The organism is Spirosoma migulaei (assembly GCF_054776855.1).
In genome coordinates this window covers 93,631-116,916 of sequence record NZ_BAAHBG010000039.1, presented here as the reverse complement: position 1 = coordinate 116,916, position 23,286 = coordinate 93,631, and the positions used below count along the sequence as shown (strand labels likewise).

The window sequence follows — 23,286 nt, the reverse complement described above, 5'->3', positions numbered from 1 at the left end:
TCAGGTTATGGAAAACTACCAGTCCCTCGCTTCGCAGGTGCAAACACCAGTCGGGCAACTCAAACTCAAGGACAGCATCCGCGATATGATCCGGCTGCAACGCGATTATCAACTTTCCGATGAATTGTTCTGGGAGGTGTTTAACACGCGTGTGCTGCTCAACGAACAGATTGATGTGAATGCCTTCCTCAGCGATCTGAATGCACCCGCACCCGTTGCTGTAGCTTAACGTACGGTACCGGTTGCCTGCCTGCTCCCAGCTATCCGACAATTGACCGGTAGCTGGGAGCAGGTTTTTGTTTGGTGATTAGCCCTGATCAGCTCAATCGCACTGCGAACAATTCCTTTGATTTGGCATAGACATACCCAACTACAAACAGGGTAACCACGCCACCTAACGCCACCGATGGAACCGTACCAAGCAATCGGGCCAATAAGCCCGATTCAAACGCACCAATCTCATTCGATGAACTAACAAAAATACCATTCACAGCAGCCACACGCCCACGCATATGGTCGGGCGGAAAAATCTGGAGAATCGTCTGGCGGATAATTACGCTGACACTATCAAATGCACCTGTTAATCCTAACATAACAAGTGATAGATAAAAATTCGTAGACAACGCAAACACAATCGTGGCCACTCCAAATCCGGCCACCGACAGCAGCATATTTCGCCAGGCATTGTGCGTTGGCGGATGCTTTGTCATATAGGCCATAGTTAACAGAGCGCCGATTGAGGGAGCGGCTCGTAGAAATCCCAATCCCTCGGCGCCCACTTTTAAAATATCTTCGGCAAAAACGGGCAGAATAGCGACGACACCCCCGAATAAGACCGAGAACAAATCGAGCGAGATAGCATAGAGTACAATCTGGGTTTTGAAAACAAACCGAAATCCTTCTTTCAGACTTTCCCGAAGACCCAGAACCGGTTCGTTGCTAACAGGCACGGGCTTCCGGTCGATTAGGGTAATGAGCACATAACAAACTACCAGCAGCGCAATGACTACAATCAAGGAGTTATCGAACCCAACCCAGCTATATAAAAACCCCGCCAGCCCCGGCCCAACAATAGCGCCTGCCTGCCAAAACGAACTACTCCAGGTTGCGGAGTTCGCATAGAGTTCACGGGGAACCAGAAATGGTTTTAACGACGAACTGGCTGGCGAATAAAATCCCTTTGCTGTGCCAATCAGCATCAGAACGCCGTAAATAGTGGCTAAACGAGCCGTTTGCGACAAACCCGACACAATAGATGGCTGAAAAACTAAATACAGAATTACGGAGCCGAGGAGAATAACCAGCAGGCTCCACTGTAAAATGCTTTTCTTATCGCGCCGATCGGCCAGGTGCCCCCCAAAAAGGGATAAAGCAATAAAAGGTATCGCTTCTGCCAAACCTACCAAACCCAGCATGAGTGGATCATGCGTAATTTTATAGAGTTCGTAGCCCAGTGTAACTTCCTGAATCAGCAACGTAGCTGTAATCAGGAAACTGTTCAGAACGAAGTAACGAAATTCAGGAATTCGGAGGGAGGCAAAGGTGTCGTTAGTCGTTTGTTGACCCATAATCACACGAACCGTAGATTTACGGCTACATCATTTAGTTAAGCAACCGAAAACAATGGAATCTCCGTTCCGAACGAGGGTAAAAATTTGTTGTATTAGCAGCCTTGATGAAGCGCAACTGGCTATTGGGCTTGGTGCCGATGCCCTTGGATTGGTAGGTCGAATGCCCAGCGGTCCCGGTGTGGTCGGCGATGAATTGGCCGCTCAAATCGTCAAGTCGACTCCCCCACCCATAGCCACATTCATGCTAACCAGCGAAACAAATCTGGCTGATATCATCGCCCATCAACAGCGAGTCGGTGCAAATACCATTCAACTCGTAGATGCGGTACCGTCAGAAACCTACGCCCAATTGCATCAGGCTCTGCCTGCGATAAAAGTGGTGCAGGTCATACATGTTATCGACGAACGAAATCTCGATGAAGCGCTGACAGCCATTCAGCATGGAGTCGATGCATTGTTACTGGATTCGGGCAATCCAAATCTGACAGTGAAAGAATTAGGGGGCACGGGACGCGTGCATAACTGGCAGGTAAGCCGCCAGATTGTTGAACAGTCGTCGGTACCCGTGTTTCTGGCAGGTGGCCTAAAGCCCGAGAACGTGCGCGAGGCCATTGACACGGTGCAACCTTTTGGCCTTGACATTTGCAGTGGTGTGCGCACAAACGGCCATCTGGATGCTCACAAACTCGAAGCGTTTATGTTGGCGCTACAGTAAAAGCGCGTGGAGCAGGGGGCTCGGAGCTCGGATGTCAATCGTATTTCGTGCACCTTGCTCCACGCATAAAAAAAGCCCGCACTGAATAGTACGGGCTTTCTGCTCTTGCCAGACTGCCATCATTAGGCAACGGCAATCTCCTTCACCAACTTTTCCTCTTTTATCTCAATTTTGGGTAATTCAACCGTCAAGATACCATCGGTATAAGCGGCTTTGATACCATCAGCATTTACCGTTTTTGGTAAGCGGAAACTGCGTTCAAATGATGTAAAGCCAAATTCCTGAACGGTGAATTTCTCCGTATTTTCTTCGTTCTTCACTTCCGATTGATAGGCAATCGTCAGCTTGTTGTTTTCAACGTTAATTTTTAAGTCCTCTTTTTTCAAACCAGGCGCAGCCAGATCAAGGACAAAAGCGGTCTCGGTTTCTTTTACGTTTACGGCTGGTACGTTCGGGCTCGTGTTCTGATACCGATTGATTACCGGACGACCGTAGAATGGGTTAAAGAAAGTAGGGAAGTTGTTATATCGAACTAAGGTTGCCATTTGCTTATTTGGTTTATTGGGTTGTTTATAATCAAACACATACATCCTTAGTCAAATGCTGTACCAAAGCTATTTTATCAAATCATTACTGCCATTTTGTCTTAAACTATTATAAAACAGCCCGAAAATATGCCAATATGTCTCACTTAAGTACGAACTCCACTAAATCAAGGGGTAGTTGGCAGGTATTTTTTGTCATTCTATATCTTTTACGCTGAGAATCAGGCCTAGTTCACAGTTTAACCATAGTTCCAACTTGGCTTAACGGCAACAAAAACCTAATTTTATCCCCCTCAATACAATACTTGCTCACCAAAACTTCTTGACTCGTTTATGAAGCGACTTATACTGCCGCTGGTAACTTTGTTTTTGTGCACCAGCCTCAGCCCTTCTGCCAGCGCCCAACAAACCGCCGTTGATTTTTTCGAAAGTGGCATAACCAAAAGTAAAGCAAACGATTTTACGGGTGCACTACAGGCATTCAGCATGGCTATCACCATGAATCCCGACAATTCGGCGAGTTATTATAATCGAGGACTAGCCAAAGCCAATCTAAAGGATCATCGGGGCGCTATTCTGGATTACGACCGCGCTATTGAACTCAACGGGAAGGATGCGCTGGCCTACCTGAGCCGGGGAGTTAGTAAGAGCAAACAAGACGACCATAGGGGTGCATTGCTGGATTTTAGCCGGTCTATCGAACTCAACCCCGATGATCCACAGGCGTATTACAATCGGGGCGTTAGCCGAAGCCGCATTGATCAGTACCGGGGGGCTTTGGCCGATTTTACTAAAGCCATCGAACTCGATCCAGGCAACGCGCAAACCTACTACGTGCGGGGTATTACAAAACAAAAGCTGGAAGACTTTGCCGGTAGCCTGCCCGATTTTACGAAAGTAGTTGATCTAACGCCCAAACGTCCGCAAGCGTATGCCGGACGAGGTATGTCGAAGGTTGAGTTGAACGATTTTGCCGGAGCCGTAACCGACCTCAATAAGGCTATTGAACTCAGTCCCGAGGATGGTGAGTCTTTCTTCTACCGGGGGTATGCCAAAGGAAAATTAGAAGATTATAAAAGTGCATTAGCCGATTACGATAGGGCCATTGCCCTTAAAGGTGACAATTATCGGGCTTACTACGGTCGAGGGTTCTGCCGGAGTAAACTTGGTGATCAGAAAGGTGCTGTTCAGGACTTTAATCAGGCCATTGATATGAACAATGTCAATACCGATTCAAAGGTTGTGTATAGCGGCAAGATCAGCCGTGTTACGCTCGATAAGTTACGCGATGTGGTACAGGAACGTAACAAGATCAACGAGTTAGGCAGCGAACGTGCCGAAGCTTATTTCAGTCGGGGTATTAGTAAAAACAAACAGGGCGACCAAAAGTCGGCTATCATTGATCTTAACAAGGCTATTGAACTTAGCCCAACCTACGCCGAAGCGTATTTCAGCCGGGGCCTGATAAAATCCGCACAGGGCGATCAACGAGCCGCCATTATGGATTGTAACAGTGCCGTTAAACTAAACCCGCGTTATGCCGAAGTGTATTACATTCGGGGAATTATCAAACACAGTCTGGGCGATGAAAACGGCGGCTGTTTAGACCTCTCTAAAGCGGGCGAGCTTGGCTATAACCCAGCCTATAAAGTAATTAGTGATTATTGTAATTAAAGAGGAGAAAGGAGTAGGGGGAAGAAAGGGAGAAAGGGGTTTAGATGATACCTCTTTCTCCCTTTCTAATCCTTTAATCAATTGTCATAAAATAAATTTGTCTCTTAGTTCGCTTACTACTCAAACCGCAAATGCTTTACTGAATCACCGGATGATTCAAGTTCGAGCAGGGCGTCGATACCAATATCCAGGTGAACATTGACGAACTGGCCTGTCACTTTCTTATCGCTCTCTTCGGTTTTAACACCTTCTGGCACCAGTGGGTTATCAGACACGAGCAACAAGGCACCGTGTGGAATAGAGTTGACAAAACCCACCGTAAAAATCGTAGCGGTTTCCATATCGATGGCCATTGTCCGAAGTTCGCGCAGGTAATCCTTGAACTGTTCGTCGTGTTCCCAGATGCGTCGATTGGTGGTATAAACCGTGCCTGTCCAGTAATCCAGTTCGTATTTCTTGATCGTTGACGATACTGCCCGCTGCAATCGGAAGGAAGGTAGGGCCGGAATTTCGGGACGCATATAGTCATTACTCGTGCCTTCGCCCCGAATAGCCGCAATTGGCAGCACCAGATCGCCGATCTGCGTTTTTTTCAACCCACCACATTTACCTAAAAACAAAACTGCTTTTGGATTAACTGCCGACAGCAGATCCATAACTGTAGCCGCCATAGCGCTACCCATTCCGAAGTTAATAATGGTAATGTTGTTGGCCGTCGCGGTTTGCATAGCCCGGCCCAGGCCAAAAATTTCTACATCGAACTTCTTGGCAAACAACTCAACATAATTGATAAAATTGGTCAGCAAAATGTATTCGCCAAATTGCTCGATGGGTGTACCGGTGTAGCGTGGTAGCCAGTTCTGAACGATTTCTTCTTTTGTTTTCATTTTTAAAGAGCGAGAGAGTGAATGAGTGAAAGAGCGAACAGTTGACGCGAGTTTTTTCCATTCTTTCGCTCATTCACTCTTTCGCTCTTTTATCTTTGAGGTATGGTCGACTTGAACCTCCCTCCTTTTGACTACAAAACTAAACAAGTCGAAGGAAAACCATATATTTTTGACTTACTACGCCGGAAGTACGTTCGGTTGTCGCCCGAAGAATGGGTCCGACAGCATATCGTGAACCTGTTGCTGACACACTATGCCTACCCTAAAGCGCTCATCCGCTCCGAGGGGGGGCTGAGCCTCAACCAAACACAGAAACGAACGGACGTTGTTGTTTTTGACCGGCAGGGTCAGCCTTTTTTGGTAGTCGAATGTAAAGCTCCTCATATTGCGCTTACGCAAACGGTTTTCGATCAGATTGCCCGCTATAATCATGTTCATCGGGCACCTTATATCGTCATTTCAAACGGCCTGACACACTATTGCTGCTGCGTGAATCATGATACAGCTGATGTACAATTTATGGATGACTTCCCGGCATTTGTTTAATTGAGCCCAAAGACCCAAAAATCAGTTAGTCTCAACCGCTTGCACTCTATAGTTCAGACAGCATTATCGCTCGTATAGGGTTCGTTTGGGGTTACTTTGTACACAAAAAAATCCCCGACACCAGTGGTGTCAGGGATCAATATATAAAAGCGAATAGCTTAATTTTTAACAAGCTCGCCGGTAGCCCGGATCGTAATTTCATCGCTAACAACAGCCGCAGGAATAGTACCTAACGTAAAATCAGCGCGTTTTACTTCACCACTTACTTTAAAACCAGCTAAGGTTTTCTTGTTCATTGGGTTGGTAACTGGACCTGTAATCGTAGCATCAAGCGTTACGGGTTTCGTTACACCGTGCATCGTCAGATCACCTACCAGTTTGTATTTGTTACCTGATACTTTGCTAATCGACTTACTTTTAAAGGTCAACGTTGGATACTTGGTAGCGTCGAAAAAATCGGGGCTTTTCAGGTGAGCATCACGTTTTTCCTGATTCGTATAAATACTATTTACATCGGCGGTCAGGTCGATTTGAGCATCTGAGAAATCATCTTTAGCAGACGTCATTTTCACGTCGAAATTCTGGAATTTCCCGTCAACCTCCGATAACATCATGTGCGTTACAGTGAAGGCCAGATTTGAGTGAGCTTTGTCAAGTGACCAGCTCTGAGCGAAAGCGCCCACTGACGAGAATAACAAGGCAGCAATTAAAGTTGCTTTTTTCATTGGTAAGATATGTAAACAGTTAATTGAATTTAAAACGAGTAAATCCTATTCTCGAAGTCGATCGAGCAACTGGCTCAGGTAAATAGCCTCCTCTTCAGTTAGTTTATTTCGCTGTATTTCAGACCACTCCGTCTGATATACATCTAACTTATTGAGCAATGCCAATCCCTCCTCTGTAATAATTACATCAACGGCCCGACGGTCGCTGGGGCATTCGGTGCGTAGTACGAGTTTCTTGGCAAGAAGTTTATCCACCAATCGCGACGCATTAGACATTTTATCGAGCATACGCTCTGTAATATCACTAACCTTAACCGGCTCAGGATACTGCCCACGTAAAATGCGCAACACATTATATTGTTGCAATGTCAGGCCAAATGGCTTTAACATATGCATCTGACTGGCCGCCATCCAGTTGCTGGTAAAGATCAGGTTCACCATGACCCTGTGGTAGGGCGATTTAAATGGTGTGCTCTGTTTTATATCAGTTTCAATGGACATGGCACAAAGATAAAACAATTACATTTAATGTAGCAACATTTAATGCAATTATTTTTATTGGTACGGAATAATACGGGGAGCTGACAGATCAAAATCGCGGAACCGTAGGGTTGGAACGCCCTCAAAGGCTGTTCTGAATGGGATTGTATTGCCAGGAATATTAGGATAATAAGCCAGTCGAATCTGAAAGCTGGTAAAGGTCAGGTTTTCATTTCGTAGTCGAAACCCGATCCCATATCCCTGATAAAGCGGTCCACTCAGCAAAGGTCGATCAGGAAAACTAACCAGCCCCAGGTTAACAAACGTAACAAAGGCAACCCGGAAACCGATCAGGCTCAAGCGAGAGAAAAGCACATTTTCGTAGTTGACAAACCATCGATTTGTACCTCTTAGTTGATCGCTGTTAATACCGATACCATCTGTATTAACACCACTCCCACTGCTACTTAATGAGATATACTCATTGTCGAATCGGTCAATACCGACCGTATAGCGGGTGTTGAAAAAGTGGCGCATATTCCCCCATTTGGTTTTCATGAGTGGGCTAAAATAATTGGATTCGAACGAGAAAACGGCCTGCTCTACTTTATGGTCCCGCACATAACCTCCCAAATTAACCAACCCATAGAGGTAACCAAGATGCCGGACATACTTCCCCTGCGAAAAATTCACCCCGGCATAAAGTCGGCGACCTAATTCAGCATTGTCGAACCCAACAGTAGCCGCCACAGACTCTCCAATTGGAACGTCCTCTGTCCGACCAAATCCATAGATAAGTACATCGCGGGTATATTTACGTCGGGAGAATCCTACACTAAACAGCGTAGTGCGGCTGTCCTGATAAATCTGATTTGTGTCGGCGGTAACGTCGGGACGTTTGAAATACTCATAGTTTGTATTTCGCAGGGCCACAACGAACCGTGACCTCCCTTTTTCTTCGGTATCCCGTTGTTTATAAAACAGTCGAAACGATCGGCCTATCCACACATCGGAATAGTTATAGCTGACAGGTACCAGTAACACACTGTCATTTCGGGTGATAAGCCTATTGTTGACCTGTGTGTGGTTTAGTTCGATAGAGCCTGCATACTTGGTATCTGGAGTCAGAAAAGGTCGATACAGTTTAACAGCTACCTGTTTCAGGTCGCGTAGGTACAACATATCGGCCTCGGCAGTTAAAAAAGTTTTTCCAATAAAGGGCACTTTGTAACGAGCCTGGTATTCTGTTTTCTGACGCGGATCATTGCCCGAATAGGCAAACTGAGCAAAGAGCTGATGGCCCAGGCCACGAAAATTGACCTGATCAAATCCAACGCTGAAATTAGTAAAACCACCAAAGCCGCCGTTGGGCAACAGCGACCAGACATCCTGCGTAATCACATACACATCTACAAACTGCTGGCTGCCAGGGCGTGGTACCACCAGAATACGGGCATCGTGAAAAATAGACGTACTACGCAACAGCCGTTCATTATCGCGCAATATAGTTGGATTCAATGCATCACCCTGCTGAAAAAGTAGATACGAGTTACGAATCACATGCTCACGTGTATTGGTGTGTAAGTTGCTGCCAACTCGTTCGATCCAGTTGCCGGGTTTTCGAAGCGTATCATAAACCGTCTGGCCAAATACACCAAGTCGGCGAATGTAAATATCGCCAATAATTCGCCCCTCAAATACCTTAAATGGATTCACTTCTATTTGGCTCACTTCGCCCGTTTGGATACGGCTGTTGTAAACGTCCCGGAATACAGCATCGTAGAGTTGGCGGGTTAGCCGGTGCTTGTACATGGAAGCTTTTAGTCGCGTATAAAAAACACTGTCCCGACGCATCAAAACGCTATCCGTTTGGGCGGTTATATGGATAGCCGCCAGCGAATCTGTTGGTCCGGTTTTAATTCCTATATGCCGAAGCGTATCTACCTGAATTTGATTGGTTGATCCTTGCCCACTCTTATTATTATGCGTTGTATCAATCTGGGCAACTGCCGATAGGCCGCATCCAAAAAAAAGTATCAGCCACACCAAAAACTGGCGCAGCGCTGACTTACATTCGTTCGGATATACTTGATACATTGGAAAAATAGAACGGTAATTAGAGTCGTATTTGCCGAAATGGTTTAAGCAAGCAGAAGATGAAGTTGTTTCTGTTTAATAGATAACGATTTCCTACATAACCGTTTAATTATAAACCAATTAAAACAATAAATCATATTACCCAACAGCTTAACTGATTAATTGTTTCTGAAGCCAAAAATCCCGCTGACGTTCGGCACCAAACTGAAAATAATGAAAGCCGAATCGCTCGAAACCCATTCGTTCGTAAAAGGCGATGGCACGTGCGTTACGCTCCCACACACCAAGCCACACGGCGTCATAACCCTGCCCACGCGCCCAATTAAGGCAATACTCCATGAGCATACGCCCCTGTCCCTGGCCAATTTGATTTTGCAACAGATAGATTCGCTGAATCTCGATCGCATTCCGGTGCGTCATTCGCCTTGGGGGAGCATGCTGGCGTAATTTAGCGTACCCAACCGGCTGTCCGTCCGATGATTCGACCAGAAAAAAGAAGGATCGCCGGTCAGTCAGTTCAAGCTCCATAATTGGCACGCTTATGGCCAATTGAATATACTCCTCAACGAGTTCGGCGGGGTTGTGGGGAGGCCCAAAAGCTTCGCGCATCGTGGTGGCTGCCAACTTAGTTAGCGAAGCAGCGTCGGAGATAGTAGCAGATCGAATGGTCATAGTATACAATAAGCAATCAACCAATGTACGTAAAAACCCTGTATTTGGGTTAATTTTGCGCTTCGCCTTTCTACGTACATGCTCACCTTACGCTATCCACTTGTGCTGGCTTCGGGCTCGCCCCGACGCAAACAACTGATGACCGACGTCGGTTTTTCGTTCACCATCGAAACCCGGCCTACCGACGAACTGTTTCCGCAAACCATGCCAGCGAATGAGGTGGCCGAATACCTCGCCCGTCAGAAAGTCGAGCAGTTTCTGCCTGACTTTGGCAATCGAATCATCCTCTGCGCTGATACCGTTGTGATTTTAGAGGACCAAATTCTAAACAAGCCTCAGGATGAAGCTGATGCTCACCGGATGCTCCAGGCCTTGTCGGGTCGCACGCACCGGGTTCGAACGGGGGTTGCTATTCTGTCGCCAGATTCTACTGGTGAACCCCAGCTTTATTCCTTCACCGACGAAACAAGCGTTCAGTTTGCCTCGTTGACAGATGAGGAGATTACCTATTACATCCGGGAATGCAAACCCTTTGATAAAGCGGGCTCTTATGGAGCCCAGGATTTTATTGGGTTGGTGGGTATCGAACGGCTGGAGGGCTCATTTTATACCGTCATGGGCCTCCCCACGCATCGGGTTTATCAGGCCCTGAAACTATTTAGTTGTTAAGAATAAGTACTCGACGAATCTGTACGGAATGACTTCATCAAACCTAGTTCAATACACTACACTTCCACATCCTGCCCAATCCGACTCAATACCTATCGGCTATACGGGCGTTCACTACGAGATCTTCGTTCGCTCCTTTGCCGACTCCAATGGCGATGGTATCGGTGACCTCAATGGCATTACGAACAAACTTGATTACCTGAATGATCTAGGGGTGTCGGCCATCTGGCTCATGCCGATAAGCCCTTCTCCAAGTTCGCATAAGTACGACGTAACGGACTATTATGGAATCGACCCCGAATACGGCACGATGGACGATTTCAAACGGTTGATTGCGGAAGCTCATCAACGTGGTATTGCGGTTATAATCGATTTGGTATTACACCACACCAGCATCCAGCATAACTGGTTTCGGGAAGCGGCCAAAGGGCCGGAAAACCCCTATTGGAATTACTATAAATGGCTGACGCCCGACGAGATCAAACGCCGAAAACTAGCTACCCGCGATATTACTGCCGATTCGGGCGAGAAAAACCCCTGGCACACAGTACGAGGGACCACTTATCCTGAGCAATATTATGGCATGTTCTGGAGCGGCATGCCCGATCTGAATTTCGACCACCAGCCGGTTCGGGATGAGTTTTTCAAGATAGCCCGGTATTGGCTTAACGAGATCGGAGTAGACGGATTTCGGCTTGATGCGGCCCGCCACCTCTACCGGGAGGCCGAAGAGCCCAAGAACCATGAATTCTGGCAGGAGTTCGGAAAAGTCGTTGAAGCCGCAAAACCGGGAGCTTACACCGTGGGCGAAGTCTGGACACGTCCCGAACGCATTGCGCCCTATTTCCGGGGCTTGAAAGCCAACTTCAATTTCGACCTTCAGCTGGCCATTGCCGAAATCGTTGGGCAGGAAAACGATACTGAAGATCTGGTCGAGTTTCTGCAATACGTTCATAATACATTCGGTAATGTCAATCCCAACTTTATTGATGCACTGCTCCTTTCCAACCATGATCAGAACCGGATTGGCAGTTTACTCAAGGGAAATCTCGACCGCTTGAAAGTAGCAGCCAACCTGTTGCTTACACTACCAGGTTTACCCTATCTCTACTACGGGGAGGAAATTGGTATGCTCGGCATGAAACCCGACGAAAACATCCGTGAGCCTTTTTTGTGGGATATTCGGGCGAAGGATACCCAACGCACCCGCTGGCGTCGGGGAAAGTACAGTACCAGTCAAACCGTTCGGCCGCTGGCTCAGCAGCAGAGCGATCCAGATTCGCTGTTCAATCATTACAAACGCCTGATTCACTACCGGAATAGCCACCCAATTCTGAATAATAACCTCAGCAAGCTCTTGCCATCCGGTATTCGGCAGAAAGGTATTGTCGCGTTTATTCGGCAGGATGCCAGCGGTGGGCCGTGTGTATTATTGGTTCACAACCTGACGAACAAACCCATTGAGGTCGTCTTTTCACCGGGCGAAGAATGGTGTCGGTGCATTGTGTTCGAAACAATTTCAGGCGGCTCGTTCACTGGCGATCGGGTCACGGTACCGGGTTATGGGTGTGTGGTTGTTGAGTAATTCTGTGTCGTAGATCAATCAACGAAAACGTCTTTGAAACCCAATTTTGAGTCGTATATTCGTCAAGTAATAGCTTGATTTCAATACCATTAAAAATGGACGCTCAATCCCAAAAATTAGAGTTAATTCAATGGATTGCCGGGCTTAACGATCTACGATTATTAAGTCAAGTCTCAGCCATTAAGCAACACAATATAGGCAAGAGCAAGCTCACAAAACGACATTTTGGGGGTGGGAAGCATATAATTACTCACATAGATGATGACTTTAACGAGCCATTGGATGAGTTCAAAGACTATATGCCATGAATGAGGCTTATCTTATTGATACGCATGTGTTGCTATGGTATATTAAAGGTGAGAAACGGCTTTCCCAACCGACAAAGGAGCTTATTGATTCGATTGATAACACCATTTATATTAGCAAAGCCAGCCTTTGGGAAATGGCGATCAAGTCATCATTAGGCAAATTGACGATAGGCATTTCCCTGGATAAACTAGCCAGCTATCTTGAAGAGGAAGGTTTTGTCGTATTAGATTTTGACTTTTCGGATCTACTCCAGTTACATCAGCTCCCTTTTCATCATGGCGATCCGTTCGACCGCCTTATCATCGCCCAGGCCTTAGTCCACCAACTGACTATAATTTCTGATGACCGTAACTTTGGTCACTATACAGCCAATCTATTATCAGCATAATTAGCTTCTGCTAACGTCTTTCCGCCCCAAAAATCCCCGATTCGCCCACCCAAAATCGGGATTCAGGGCCTTTTAATCCCATCCTAATAACTCTACGAGGCTTTCACCTTGTTATTCAGTATCCGATGAGGATACGAATAGATTATGAAAGCGTTTCGAAAACATCCACAATACACGACGAATTGCCAATGGATCATGGTGCTGTTGGCCGGAATCTGTCTGACAGCCTGTAGCAGCTCCGACAAGAAAAAAGGGGAGCAAACTGACTCCACCGCCTTAAAACAGCCTAAGAAATACTCAGTTCTAACGCTTGCTCCTCGCAAAACGGTTCTCTACGTCGATTTCCCTGCTACCATTCAGGGTGAACAGAACATCGAGATTCGCCCTAAAGTGGATGGATTTGTCGAGGCTATTTACGTGGACGAAGGTGCGACGGTCAAGAAAGGACAACGGCTTTTCCGCATTAATGCGCCCCAATATGCCCAGGACGTGCTCACCGCACAGGCGGGGGTTCGAACAGCGCAGGCCGATGTTAGTTCCGCTCTATTGGCCGTCAATAAAGTTCGGCCTTTGGTTGAGAAAGACATCATCAGCAAGTACGAACTGGAAACAGCCCAGTATACACTAGCCTCCAAGCAAGCTGCGTTGGCGCAGGCGCAGGCCGCTCTGGCAAATGCCCAAACCAATCTGGGGTACACGAATTTAGTCAGCCCGGTTAGTGGAGTGGTTGGTTCGATTCCCTACAAAATCGGCAGCTTGGTAACCAGCGCAACGACCAATCCGCTCACGACCATTTCCGGTATCAGTGAAGTGTATGCCTACTTCGCCCTCAACGAAAAACAGCTCCTCGACTTTACCCGCGATGTAAGTGGCAACACCCTTCAGGAAAAGTTGGCCAAACTGCCCGACGTTATCCTCCTGCTGGCCGACGGATCGACTTATAACTACAAAGGCCGGATCAAAACGGCCATTGGCCAGATCGATACCCAAACGGGTTCCAGTAATTTCCGCGCCACGTTTCCCAACCCGCAGGCACTCTTACGTAGCGGCAATAGCGGTACCGTACGCGTTCCCAGAACCATTGACTCGGCCCTGGTTGTACCACAAAGTGCCACTTCGGAGCTCCAGGACAAGCGCTTCCTGTTTGTAGTCGAAAAAAATAATACTGTCAAAACCACAGCCGTGCTCGTAACACCCACCCCCGACGGGCAGTATTTCGTCGTACAGAAGGGGCTTAAAGCGGGCGACAAAGTTGTGCTCGATGGAGGCACTGGGTTGAAAGATGGCGCATCTATTAAACCGAAGGCCGCTTTGCCAGCCAGCGTTTATAAAACGACAGCGCCCTCCAGCCCCACAGCCACTACCGATACAAACACGGACTTGTAAATTATTCTCAACAGCCTGTCTTATGCTTCGCATATTCATAGAACGACCGGTATTAAGTACCGTTATTTCGGCCCTCATCGTATTGCTGGGGATTCTGGGCATGGTCAAACTACCCATTGCCCAGTATCCCGATATTTCGCCACCAACGGTACAGGTTTCGGCCAGCTACAGTGGTGCCAATGCTGATGTAGTGCTCAAAAGCGTCATTGTGCCGCTTGAAGAACAGATTAACGGCGTGGAAGGTATGACCTACATGACCTCGTCGGCCACCAACGACGGAGCCGGAAGCATCAGCATTTATTTCGCCGTTGGCACTGATCCGAACCAGGCCGCTGTGGATGTCCAGAACCGGGTTTCGGCAGCTACCAGCCTGTTGCCGCAAGAGGTTACGCAGGCAGGCGTAACAGTTCGCAAGCAGCAAAGCAGCAACCTGCTGATTATGTCGATCTATAGCGACAATGCCGCTTACGATCAGACATTTCTGCAAAACTATGCCGCCATCAACGTCATTCCACAACTCCAGCGGGTCAATGGTGTGGGCGCGGCCAACGTGTTTGGCTCGGCTAAAACGTATTCAATGCGAATCTGGCTGAAGCCCGATGTTATGTCCATTTATGGCATTACCCCTGCCGATGTGTCAACCGCATTGACGGACCAAAATGTGGATGCGGCCCCCGGCAAGTTCGGTGAAAATGACAACCAGACATTCCAATACGTGATCCGGTACAGCGGTCGGTTGCAGTCTACACAGCAGTTTGGTGATATTATTATCAAAACAACGGGCAACGGTCAGTTACTACGGCTCCGGGATATTGCCCGAATTGAGCTGGGTTCCCAGACCTACACCAGTTTTACGACAACCAATGGCAAACAGTCGGTAGGTATTTCGGTGAGCCAGACGCCGGGTTCCAATGCGCGGGATGTGATCAACAACTCCAAGAAAGTCATTGAGGCAGCGGCCAAGTCGTTTCCGGCGGGGGTTCATTTCGTCTATCTGGTCGATATCAATCAGTTTCTGGATGCGTCGATCAGTAAAGTACTGCATACACTGCTGGAATGCTTCGCGCTGGTGTTTCTGGTGATTTTCATCTTTCTACAGGATTTCCGCTCGACCATTATTCACGGCGTTTCGGTGCCAGTGGCCATTACGGGTACGTTTTTCTTCCTGTATCTATTCAACTTCAGTATCAATTTATTAACCCTGTTCGCGTTGGTGCTGGCCATTGGTATTGTGGTCGATGACGCCATTGTAGTGGTGGAAGCGGTTCACGCCAAACTGGAAAGCGGCTATAAATCATCCCGCAAAGCGGCCATCGACGCGATGAGCGAAATATCGGGCGCCATCATTTCGATTACGCTCGTAATGGCATCGGTGTTTTTGCCCGTTACGTTCATCACGGGCTCGGCGGGGGTGTTTTACCGGCAGTTCGGTATTACGCTGGCGGTTGCCATTATTATTTCGGCGGTCAATGCCCTGACCCTTTGCCCGGCACTGGCGGCTATGTTCCTGAAACCACCGGAGCACACCGACGATGCCAAACCAAAGAATCTACTTAAGCGATTTGGGGTGGGATTCAACGCGGCTTACGATGCACTGACGGATAAATACACCAAGTCGGTCACGTTTTTATCTGCCCGAAAATGGCTGGTTCTCATTGGCATTGGGCTATTTGGTGGGCTGTTTTATACACTCTTCAAAACCACGCCAACCAGCTTCGTACCGAAAGAAGACATGGGAAGCATTTTCGTAAATATCACGCTGCCGCCAGCATCGTCGGTCGAACGCACCACGGCGATGGCCGATAAGGTAGACTCCATTGCGCATACCATCCCCGAGGTACAAAACAGTCTGCGCAACCTGGGACAAAACTTCGTGGCTGGAAATGGGAGCGCCTATGGGCTGATCATCGTAAGGTTAAAGCCCTGGGATGAGCGACCCGGCGTTAGCGACGACGATGTGATTAAGCTGCTTAAGCAGAAAACCGCCAATATTCGGGATGCCGACCTTGTCTTTATCCAACAGCCGACCATCACGGGCTTCGGCACCAGTGGCGGCTTCACGTTTCAGTTGCAGGATAAAGGCGGACACACCACCGACGAGTTCTATAAGGTGACCCAGAACTTTCTGGCCACGCTGAGCAAACGCCCTGAAATACAATACGCTACGACCTCATTCAATCCAAATTTCCCTCAGTATCAGATGGATGTGAATGTGGCTAAATGTAAAGAGGCAGGCATTCTGGTGGGCGATGTACTCAAGGCGATGCAGGTATTTTACGGCAGTTCGTATGTATCAAACTTCAACGAGTTTGGTAAGCAATACCGCGTCATCATGCAGGCCGACACAAATTACCGGGCCAATCCAGACGGTTTAACCAAAATTTCCGTCCGAACATCGGCGGGTACGATGGCCCCCATTACCGAGTTTATCAACCTCAAACGAATTTACGGTCCGGAGAGTGTTTCCCGCTTCAACCTGTTTTCGTCGATGTCCGTCAACGGGTCGCCTAATCCGAACTACAGCACCGGGCAAGCCTTGCTGGCTATTCAGGAAGTGGCTACCCAGACGCTTCCGGCGGGCTATGGTTTCGAGTATTCTGGTATTAGTCGGGAAGAGCAAAACGTGGGTTCCCAAACGCTGTATGTATTCATTCTATGTCTGGCGTTTGTGTATCTGCTGTTGAGCGCGCAATACGAAAGCTACTTGTTGCCGTTTGCGGTCTTATTCTCCTTGCCGGTTGGCTTATCGGGTGTGTATGTGTTTGCCCGGATTTTTGGGCTGGACAATAACATTTACATGCAAATCTCGCTCATCATGCTCATTGGTTTGCTGGCCAAGAACGCCATCCTGATCGTGCAGTTTGCCGTTGAGCGGAGGCAGACCGGCATGGAATTATTAGCGTCAGCCATAGAAGGTGCCAAAGCCCGGTTACGTCCAATTCTGATGACCTCCTTTGCTTTCATTTTCGGACTGATGCCCCTCATGTTTGCCAGCGGTGCCGGTGCCCAAGGCAACCGGTCAATTGGCACGGGAGCTATCGGCGGTATGCTATTCGGCACGTTGCTCGGGGTGTTTTTCGTGCCAACGCTGTTCGTCATTTTCCAGGGATTGCAGGAAAAAATAAGCGGCCCACCCGGTCAGCACAATCCGGATGATGAGGAAGAAGAGCCAGCGAAAGTTGATGGTAAAGAAAAACAGGTGGTAACTCCAATGAACACATAGCCTGTACGTTCTCGCTTGGCTACGCCAAGCGAGAACGTAGAACGTAAGTAATCTGTCTCAGAAGCTAGTACATATCATGAATACGAAACATATAAATCTGGGATTAACACTGCTACTGGGAGCGCTGCTAGCTTCCTGTAGCGTGACAAAACCCTATGAGCAGCCAGGCCTTACGACCAACAAACTCTACAGGGGCCAGCAAACTACGGACTCAAGCACATTAGCCAGTTTACCCTGGCGGCAGATGTTTTCAGATACCATTCTGCAACGGTTAATTGAACGGGGCCTCAGCAATAATCTGGATCTCAAAATCGCCGTGGCCCGAATGCAGGCTGCCGAAGCTAATGTTTTGCAAAGCAAACTGGCGTTCTATCCGACACTTAGTACCAATGCGGGTTTTACGCTCTCTAAATCATCGTCGGCACAGTTGCGAGCTTTGAATATTCGGAACGCCGAATCGGGATCGAGTACCGTGAGTACGACCTCCATTCCGACGATCAAGCAGTATTCGCTGACAGCCAGCACGAGTTGGGAGGCCGATGTGTGGGGCAAATTGCGCAGCACCAAACGCGCTTACGTAGCGGCTTATCTACAGAGTGAAGCCTACCGACGCGCCGTGCAAACGCAGTTGATTGCCAACATTGCGAATGGGTATTACGCGTTGCTAGCCTATGATAAACAACTAAAAATCACACTGGAAACAGTCGACAACCGAAAAACGGATGTGGAGACGATGAAAGACTTAAAAGAGGGAGCTATCGTAACCGGGGCCGACGTTGTGCAGAGCGAAGCCAACCGCTATGCGGCAGAGGTCACCTTACCCGATATCCGCCAGAATATCCGTCAAACTGAAAACACATTGAGCCTCTTGCTGGCCATGCCGCCCGATAGCATCCCGCGTACACAACTGGATATCCAGCAATCCGTAACGTCATTGCAAACGGGTCTTCCAGCACAGCTATTGAGCAATCGTCCTGATGTGCAGGAAGCTGAGTATGGCTTCCGAAATGCGTTCGAGTTAACGAATGTGGCCCGAACCTACTTCTACCCTGCCCTCACGATTACGGGTACCGGCGGTTTCGCTACTGCGAATACATTGACCGGCTTTTTTGCAGGAACATTTTACGGAAGCCTTATTAGCGGGCTGACACAACCCATTTTCAATCAGGGTATTAATCGCCAGCGACTTAACCGGGCACAGGCAGCTCAGGCCGAAGCCTTTTATACCTATCAGGCCACACTGCTAACGGCAGGTCAGGAGGTGTCCAATGCGCTATTTTCTTACCAGATGGCGGTCGATAAGATGGCTACTCGTCAGCAGCAATTAGCCGCTTTGGAGAAGGCGGTTTCTTATACAAAAGAGCTGCTTAAATACACCGCCAACACAAACTACACCGACGTATTGACCGCCGAACAAAACCTGCTGGCCACCCAGCTAAACGGTGTCAATGACCGATTGCAGCAACTTCAGGCAACCGTAACGCTTTACCGGGCATTAGGTGGGGGCTGGCGATAAGAACAAAAGAAAACTGACTGCTTTAGCAACGTTTAGGCTAAATCAGCGGTACATGCAGATAGTCAACAGTGACGAATTGAAATTAAATCAACGGAAATTATGAAAAACGTACTGATTATACTCGGCCTATTGGTTGGTACTGGACTGTACCAAACCAGCCAGGCACAAGTGAACGTAAATGTCAACATTGGGAGCCAACCCATCTGGGGACCAACCGGTTACGACTACGTAAACTACTATTATCTGCCTGATCTGGACATCTATTACTACGTCCCGTTACAACAGTGGATCTATAACAGTGGAGGACGCTGGATAACCACCACTGTTTTGCCTCCGCAGTACAACAACTACGATCTGTATCGGATGCACAAAGTGGTCATCAACGATAAGCAGCCCTATCTGCGCAATGCGGTTTACCGGAAGCAGTATGCGTCCTTCAAGGGGCGTTACGACCAGCAGCCCATCCGCGATAGCCGCGATTCGAAGTATTATGTAATCAACAACCATCCCATGCACAATCAAATGGGTAAACAGGGTAGCAATGGCCGTCCGGGTGGTAGTCCGGGGCAGCAACCTGGTCGACCTAATGGGCAACAACAACGAGCTCAGAACAACAAGCCTCAAGACCGTAATGGCCGGGCTCAGGGCGAACATCGGGGTCCACGTTAAACTTTAAACTAAGTAATCCAATTTATAAGACAGCTTTGTACTGGTACCGGCCTATGAAAACTGGCCGGCACTTCTGTTTTTCATGAAAATCTATTTCGTTTTCTTACTGACTTTACTCACAAACACCACCTTCGGGCAGGAGCCGTCGGCCACACGAATTACGAAGCATATTCATAAACTTGCTTCCGATAAGATGCAGGGCCGGGGAACAGGAAGCCCGGAGAATGCTAAGGCCGCCCGTTATGTCGAGAAATACTTCAAAAAGTATGGTCTGCAGCCATTGGGTACGGACGGCTACTATCAATCATTTACGGCCAAAATTCGGCGAGTTGTTGTACCGGATAGCCTGCGAAAAGCAGCAAACGTCATTGGGTTTCTGGATAATGGCGCTCCTTATACGATTGTGATTGGTGCCCACTACGACCATTTGGGTTTGGGTCGGCAGGGAAGCTCGCTGGATTCGTTACCACAAGGGAAAATTCATAACGGAGCAGATGACAATGCCTCGGGCGTGGCTGGGCTGCTGGAAATCGCTTATTACTTCACAAAAAACGGAGTAAAAGAGCCGTATAATTTCCTGTTTATGGCCTTTGGTGCCGAAGAACTGGGCTTACAGGGTTCACGCTATTTTCTGAACAATCCGACCCTGCCACTCGACAAACTAAATTTTATGGTGTGCATGGATATGATTGGGCGATACAACCCGGATCGGGGCGTGGGCATTGGTGGCTACGGCACCAGCGACACCTGGCCAATCGTATTCAAAGGAGCCGAAAGTTCCATCAAATTCTTTACCGATCGGGCGGGAAATGGCGGCTCCGATAATGCTGCTTTTTACGCTAAACAAATTCCGGTTCTGTTTTTCCACACTGGCGGCCACCCCGACTATCATAAACCTTCCGACGATCCGGATAAGATCGATGTAAAAGCCGAAGAAGCCATCCTCCGGCTGGAAATCAAGCTACTTTTAACTGCCTTGCAGCAGCCTAAAATGACGTTTACACCCGTGAAATAACACTTCCTCTCAACTCTATGCGATACTTATTAGTAGCCTTAACGTTTATTGCTTTACAAACGCTGGCCCAGAAACCCGCTCGCCCCAACATTATCTTTATTCTGGCTGATGACCTTGGCTATGGTGATGTAGGCCTCAACGGACAAAACCTGATTAAGACCCCAAACATTGACCGATTAGCGGCCGAGGGCATGCAGTTCCCCCAGTTTTATGCGGGTACGTCTGTCTGTGCCCCCTCGCGGTCGGCCTTAATGACCGGGCAGCACACGGGGCATACCTACATCCGGGGTAACAAGGAAGTGAAACCCGAAGGGCAGCAACCCATTGCCGATTCTGTTACAACCGTAGCCGAACTCCTGCAACGAGCAGGCTACACGACAGCCGCTTTTGGCAAGTGGGGACTTGGGCCCGTAGGTTCAGAAGGAGACCCCAACAAGCAGGGCTTCGACCGGTTCTATGGGTACAATTGTCAGGCATTGGCGCATCGGTATTACCCGGATCATCTTTGGGATAACAACCAGAAAGTTGCACTGACCGGCAACGAAAACCTTCGTCAGGCAAAAGAATACGCACCCGATCTGATTCAGAAACAAGCGCTGGCCTTTCTCGATTCCCGCAAAACCAGCCAGCCGTTTTTCCTATTTCTCCCCTACATTTTGCCCCATGCTGAACTGCTCGTTCCCGACGATAGCCTCTTCCGGCATTACAAAGGAAAATTTGCGGAAAAACCCTATGCTGGTGCCGACTATGGTCCTGACGCGAAAACAGGCGGCTACGCTTCCCAGGCCTATCCACGGGCAACCTTCGCAGCTATGGTAGCCCGGCTCGATCTATACGTTGGGCAGGTCATCGCGAAGCTGAAAGCAAAAGGGTTGGATAAAAATACGCTCGTGATTTTTACCAGCGATAATGGACCACACATTGAAGGAGGAGCCGATCCGACCTTCTTCAACAGCAGTGGTGGGTTCCGAGGAGTCAAGCGCGATTTGTATGAAGGTGGCATTCGTGAACCATTCGTTGCCCGCTGGCCCGGCGTTATCAAGCCGGGTAGCCGAAACGATTTCATCGGCGCTTTTTGGGATCTGCTCCCCACATTTACCGAACTGGCCGGTGCACAAACGCCAGCCCGCATTGATGGCATTTCGTTTGTGCCATCGCTCCTGGGTAAAGGGAGTCAGAAAAAACATGACTACCTCTATTGGGAATTTCATGAAAACGGTGGCAGACAGGCTATTCGTCAGGGAGATTGGAAAGCCGTTCGGCTGCAGGTGACTCAAAACCCTACTGGTCCCGTTGAGCTATATGATCTGTCGAAAGATCCTGCCGAAAGCCACGACGTAGCGGCTAAGAATCCTGAAAAAGCCGAACAACTTGGTCGGCTCATGAACAAAGCCCACGTCGAATCGCCTTTGTTTCCACTTGTTAGGGATAAACAGTAAAGTACGGGCTAGCTACGGTCAAAATTAATAAAGTCCATAAGAGCCAGTGCTATCTTTCACTGACTAGACCTATCTTTGCCCAATTTATAGTTATACTGTTCTTATGGCCCAATCCCTCAGTGTCCGCCATTTGGTGGGTATAAAAGCCCTGACCGAGTCTGATATTCAACTCATTCTGGAAACGGCCAGTCAGTTTAAGGAAGTCATTAATCGGCCCATCAAGAAAGTCCCCTCGTTACGCGATGTGACGATTGCCAACGTTTTTTTCGAGAATTCGACCCGTACCCGCCTGTCTTTTGAGTTAGCCGAGAAACGATTATCGGCTGATGTTGTCAATTTTTCGGCCTCGGGTAGCTCGGTCAAAAAAGGCGAAACCCTGCTGGATACGGTCAACAACATTCTGGCCATGAAAGTCGATATGGTGGTGATGCGGCACAGTAGCCCCGGCGCTCCTCATTACCTGACGAAACACATCAAGGCCAACGTTGTCAACGCAGGCGATGGCACGCACGAACACCCGACACAGGCCTTACTAGACTCGTTCTCCATCCGCGAAAAACTCGGTGACGTAGCAGGCAAGCGTATTGCCATCATCGGCGACATTACGCACTCGCGGGTCGCGCTGTCCAATATTTTCTGTCTGCAAAAACAGGGCGCTGAGGTCATGGTTTGCGGCCCTAAAACGCTCATTCCTAAATATATTGAAGCGCTTGGTGTGAAAGTCGGGCATGATGTGCGGGCGGCTCTGGCCTGGTGCGATGTAGCCAACGTACTCCGCATTCAGTTGGAGCGGCAGCAAATCAAGTACTTCCCCTCGCTGCGGGAATATTCCCTTTACTTCGGCATCTCGAAACAGATGCTCGATGAACTGGATCGACCCATTGTGCTCATGCACCCTGGCCCCATCAATCGGGGAGTCGAGTTGACGTCTGATGCTGCCGATTCGTCGCACTCCATCATTCTGGACCAAGTCGAAAACGGCGTGGCCGTCCGTATGGCTGTGTTGTATTTGTTGGCGCAGTTGTAAAGGCAAATCAGGTAATCTAATTGAATTCTAATCTTTTTTCGCTTTTTTTAACAACTCCACCTTCGAATCGTACTAAATCAGACTGAATCGTACTAAACTAAACGCCTGATCCATCAGTTGTTATAAATAGGATTTTAATGCCTTTTTA

21 protein-coding genes are annotated in these 23,286 nt (G+C 48.4%); 14 read left to right on the top strand and 7 right to left on the bottom strand.

The window, feature by feature from the left end; translation table 11 throughout:
• Positions 1-7: 7 nt before the first annotated feature.
• Complete coding sequence (locus ACYVGO_RS35395) at positions 8-229, top strand: hypothetical protein (RefSeq protein WP_460973403.1); 222 nt, start codon at positions 8-10, stop codon at positions 227-229.
• A gap of 88 nt (positions 230-317) precedes the next feature.
• Here ACYVGO_RS35395 and ACYVGO_RS35390 read toward each other — a convergent pair whose 3' ends face one another.
• Positions 318-1,568, bottom strand: coding sequence for an MFS transporter (locus ACYVGO_RS35390; RefSeq protein ID WP_460973402.1), 1,251 nt, complete (start codon positions 1,566-1,568; stop codon positions 318-320).
• Positions 1,569-1,623: 55 nt separating this feature from the next.
• Between ACYVGO_RS35390 and ACYVGO_RS35385 the strand changes: the two genes are divergently transcribed.
• Positions 1,624-2,286 carry a phosphoribosylanthranilate isomerase gene (locus ACYVGO_RS35385; RefSeq protein WP_460973401.1) on the top strand — a complete coding sequence of 221 codons (663 nt, stop codon included), beginning with the start codon at positions 1,624-1,626 and terminating at the stop codon, positions 2,284-2,286.
• Positions 2,287-2,408: 122 nt separating this feature from the next.
• Here ACYVGO_RS35385 and ACYVGO_RS35380 read toward each other — a convergent pair whose 3' ends face one another.
• Positions 2,409-2,831, bottom strand: coding sequence for an Hsp20/alpha crystallin family protein (locus ACYVGO_RS35380; protein WP_460973400.1), 423 nt, complete (start codon positions 2,829-2,831; stop codon positions 2,409-2,411).
• Between the two features lie 333 nt (positions 2,832-3,164).
• On the opposite strand from ACYVGO_RS35380, the gene ACYVGO_RS35375 reads away from it, so the two are divergent.
• Positions 3,165-4,505 (top strand): tetratricopeptide repeat protein, encoded by a 1,341-nt coding sequence (locus tag ACYVGO_RS35375; RefSeq protein ID WP_460973399.1) that lies wholly within the window; start codon positions 3,165-3,167, stop codon positions 4,503-4,505.
• A 116-nt stretch (positions 4,506-4,621) separates the two neighbouring features.
• Here the strand turns inward: ACYVGO_RS35375 and ACYVGO_RS35370 are convergent, their stop codons facing one another.
• On the bottom strand, positions 4,622-5,392 hold the full coding sequence (locus tag ACYVGO_RS35370) for an AMP nucleosidase (RefSeq protein WP_142775268.1): 771 nt from the start codon (positions 5,390-5,392) through the stop codon (positions 4,622-4,624).
• Positions 5,393-5,494: 102 nt separating this feature from the next.
• Here ACYVGO_RS35370 and ACYVGO_RS35365 point away from each other — a divergent pair, with 102 nt between their 5' ends.
• The gene (locus ACYVGO_RS35365) at positions 5,495-5,938 is read left to right on the top strand and encodes a type I restriction enzyme HsdR N-terminal domain-containing protein (protein WP_142775269.1); all 444 of its coding nucleotides are present in this window, start codon (positions 5,495-5,497) and stop codon (positions 5,936-5,938) included.
• A gap of 158 nt (positions 5,939-6,096) precedes the next feature.
• On the opposite strand, the gene ACYVGO_RS35360 is transcribed toward ACYVGO_RS35365, so the two are convergent.
• The 4 genes from ACYVGO_RS35360 to ACYVGO_RS35345 all read right to left on the bottom strand — a co-directional run bounded on the left by ACYVGO_RS35360 (position 6,097) and on the right by ACYVGO_RS35345 (position 9,912).
• On the bottom strand, positions 6,097-6,663 hold the full coding sequence (locus tag ACYVGO_RS35360) for a YceI family protein (protein WP_142775270.1): 567 nt from the start codon (positions 6,661-6,663) through the stop codon (positions 6,097-6,099).
• A gap of 45 nt (positions 6,664-6,708) precedes the next feature.
• Positions 6,709-7,164, bottom strand: coding sequence for a MarR family winged helix-turn-helix transcriptional regulator (locus ACYVGO_RS35355; RefSeq protein ID WP_460973398.1), 456 nt, complete (start codon positions 7,162-7,164; stop codon positions 6,709-6,711).
• Positions 7,165-7,218: 54 nt separating this feature from the next.
• Entirely contained in the window at positions 7,219-9,240 is a 2,022-nt protein-coding gene (locus tag ACYVGO_RS35350; RefSeq protein ID WP_460973397.1) for a BamA/TamA family outer membrane protein, read from the bottom strand.
• A 150-nt stretch (positions 9,241-9,390) separates the two neighbouring features.
• The gene (locus ACYVGO_RS35345; RefSeq protein ID WP_460973396.1) at positions 9,391-9,912 is read right to left on the bottom strand and encodes a GNAT family N-acetyltransferase; all 522 of its coding nucleotides are present in this window, start codon (positions 9,910-9,912) and stop codon (positions 9,391-9,393) included.
• A 78-nt stretch (positions 9,913-9,990) separates the two neighbouring features.
• Between ACYVGO_RS35345 and ACYVGO_RS35340 the strand changes: the two genes are divergently transcribed.
• The 10 genes from ACYVGO_RS35340 (at position 9,991) to ACYVGO_RS35295 (ending at position 23,138) form a co-directional block, all read left to right on the top strand.
• Positions 9,991-10,581, top strand: a complete 591-nt coding sequence (locus ACYVGO_RS35340) for a Maf family protein (protein WP_460973395.1) — start codon at positions 9,991-9,993, stop codon at positions 10,579-10,581.
• 28 nt (positions 10,582-10,609) lie between these two features.
• A complete protein-coding gene (locus ACYVGO_RS35335) occupies positions 10,610-12,166 on the top strand; it encodes an alpha-amylase family glycosyl hydrolase (protein ID WP_460973394.1) in 1,557 nt (518 codons plus the stop codon).
• Between the two features lie 304 nt (positions 12,167-12,470).
• Positions 12,471-12,863 carry a type II toxin-antitoxin system VapC family toxin gene (locus tag ACYVGO_RS35330; RefSeq protein ID WP_142775277.1) on the top strand — a complete coding sequence of 131 codons (393 nt, stop codon included), beginning with the start codon at positions 12,471-12,473 and terminating at the stop codon, positions 12,861-12,863.
• A 144-nt stretch (positions 12,864-13,007) separates the two neighbouring features.
• Positions 13,008-14,249 carry an efflux RND transporter periplasmic adaptor subunit gene (locus tag ACYVGO_RS35325; RefSeq protein WP_460973393.1) on the top strand — a complete coding sequence of 414 codons (1,242 nt, stop codon included), beginning with the start codon at positions 13,008-13,010 and terminating at the stop codon, positions 14,247-14,249.
• A gap of 22 nt (positions 14,250-14,271) precedes the next feature.
• Complete coding sequence (locus tag ACYVGO_RS35320; protein ID WP_460973392.1) at positions 14,272-17,472, top strand: efflux RND transporter permease subunit; 3,201 nt, start codon at positions 14,272-14,274, stop codon at positions 17,470-17,472.
• A gap of 76 nt (positions 17,473-17,548) precedes the next feature.
• Positions 17,549-18,988: an efflux transporter outer membrane subunit gene (locus ACYVGO_RS35315; RefSeq protein ID WP_460973391.1), complete on the top strand. Its 1,440-nt coding sequence runs from the start codon at positions 17,549-17,551 to the stop codon at positions 18,986-18,988.
• 99 nt (positions 18,989-19,087) lie between these two features.
• On the top strand, positions 19,088-19,657 hold the full coding sequence (locus ACYVGO_RS35310; RefSeq protein WP_460973390.1) for a hypothetical protein: 570 nt from the start codon (positions 19,088-19,090) through the stop codon (positions 19,655-19,657).
• 82 nt (positions 19,658-19,739) lie between these two features.
• A complete protein-coding gene (locus ACYVGO_RS35305; protein ID WP_460973389.1) occupies positions 19,740-20,672 on the top strand; it encodes a M20/M25/M40 family metallo-hydrolase in 933 nt (310 codons plus the stop codon).
• Between the two features lie 17 nt (positions 20,673-20,689).
• A complete protein-coding gene (locus tag ACYVGO_RS35300) occupies positions 20,690-22,111 on the top strand; it encodes an arylsulfatase (RefSeq protein WP_460973388.1) in 1,422 nt (473 codons plus the stop codon).
• A gap of 103 nt (positions 22,112-22,214) precedes the next feature.
• Positions 22,215-23,138, top strand: a complete 924-nt coding sequence (locus ACYVGO_RS35295) for an aspartate carbamoyltransferase catalytic subunit (RefSeq protein WP_460973387.1) — start codon at positions 22,215-22,217, stop codon at positions 23,136-23,138.
• Positions 23,139-23,286 lie beyond the last annotated feature (148 nt).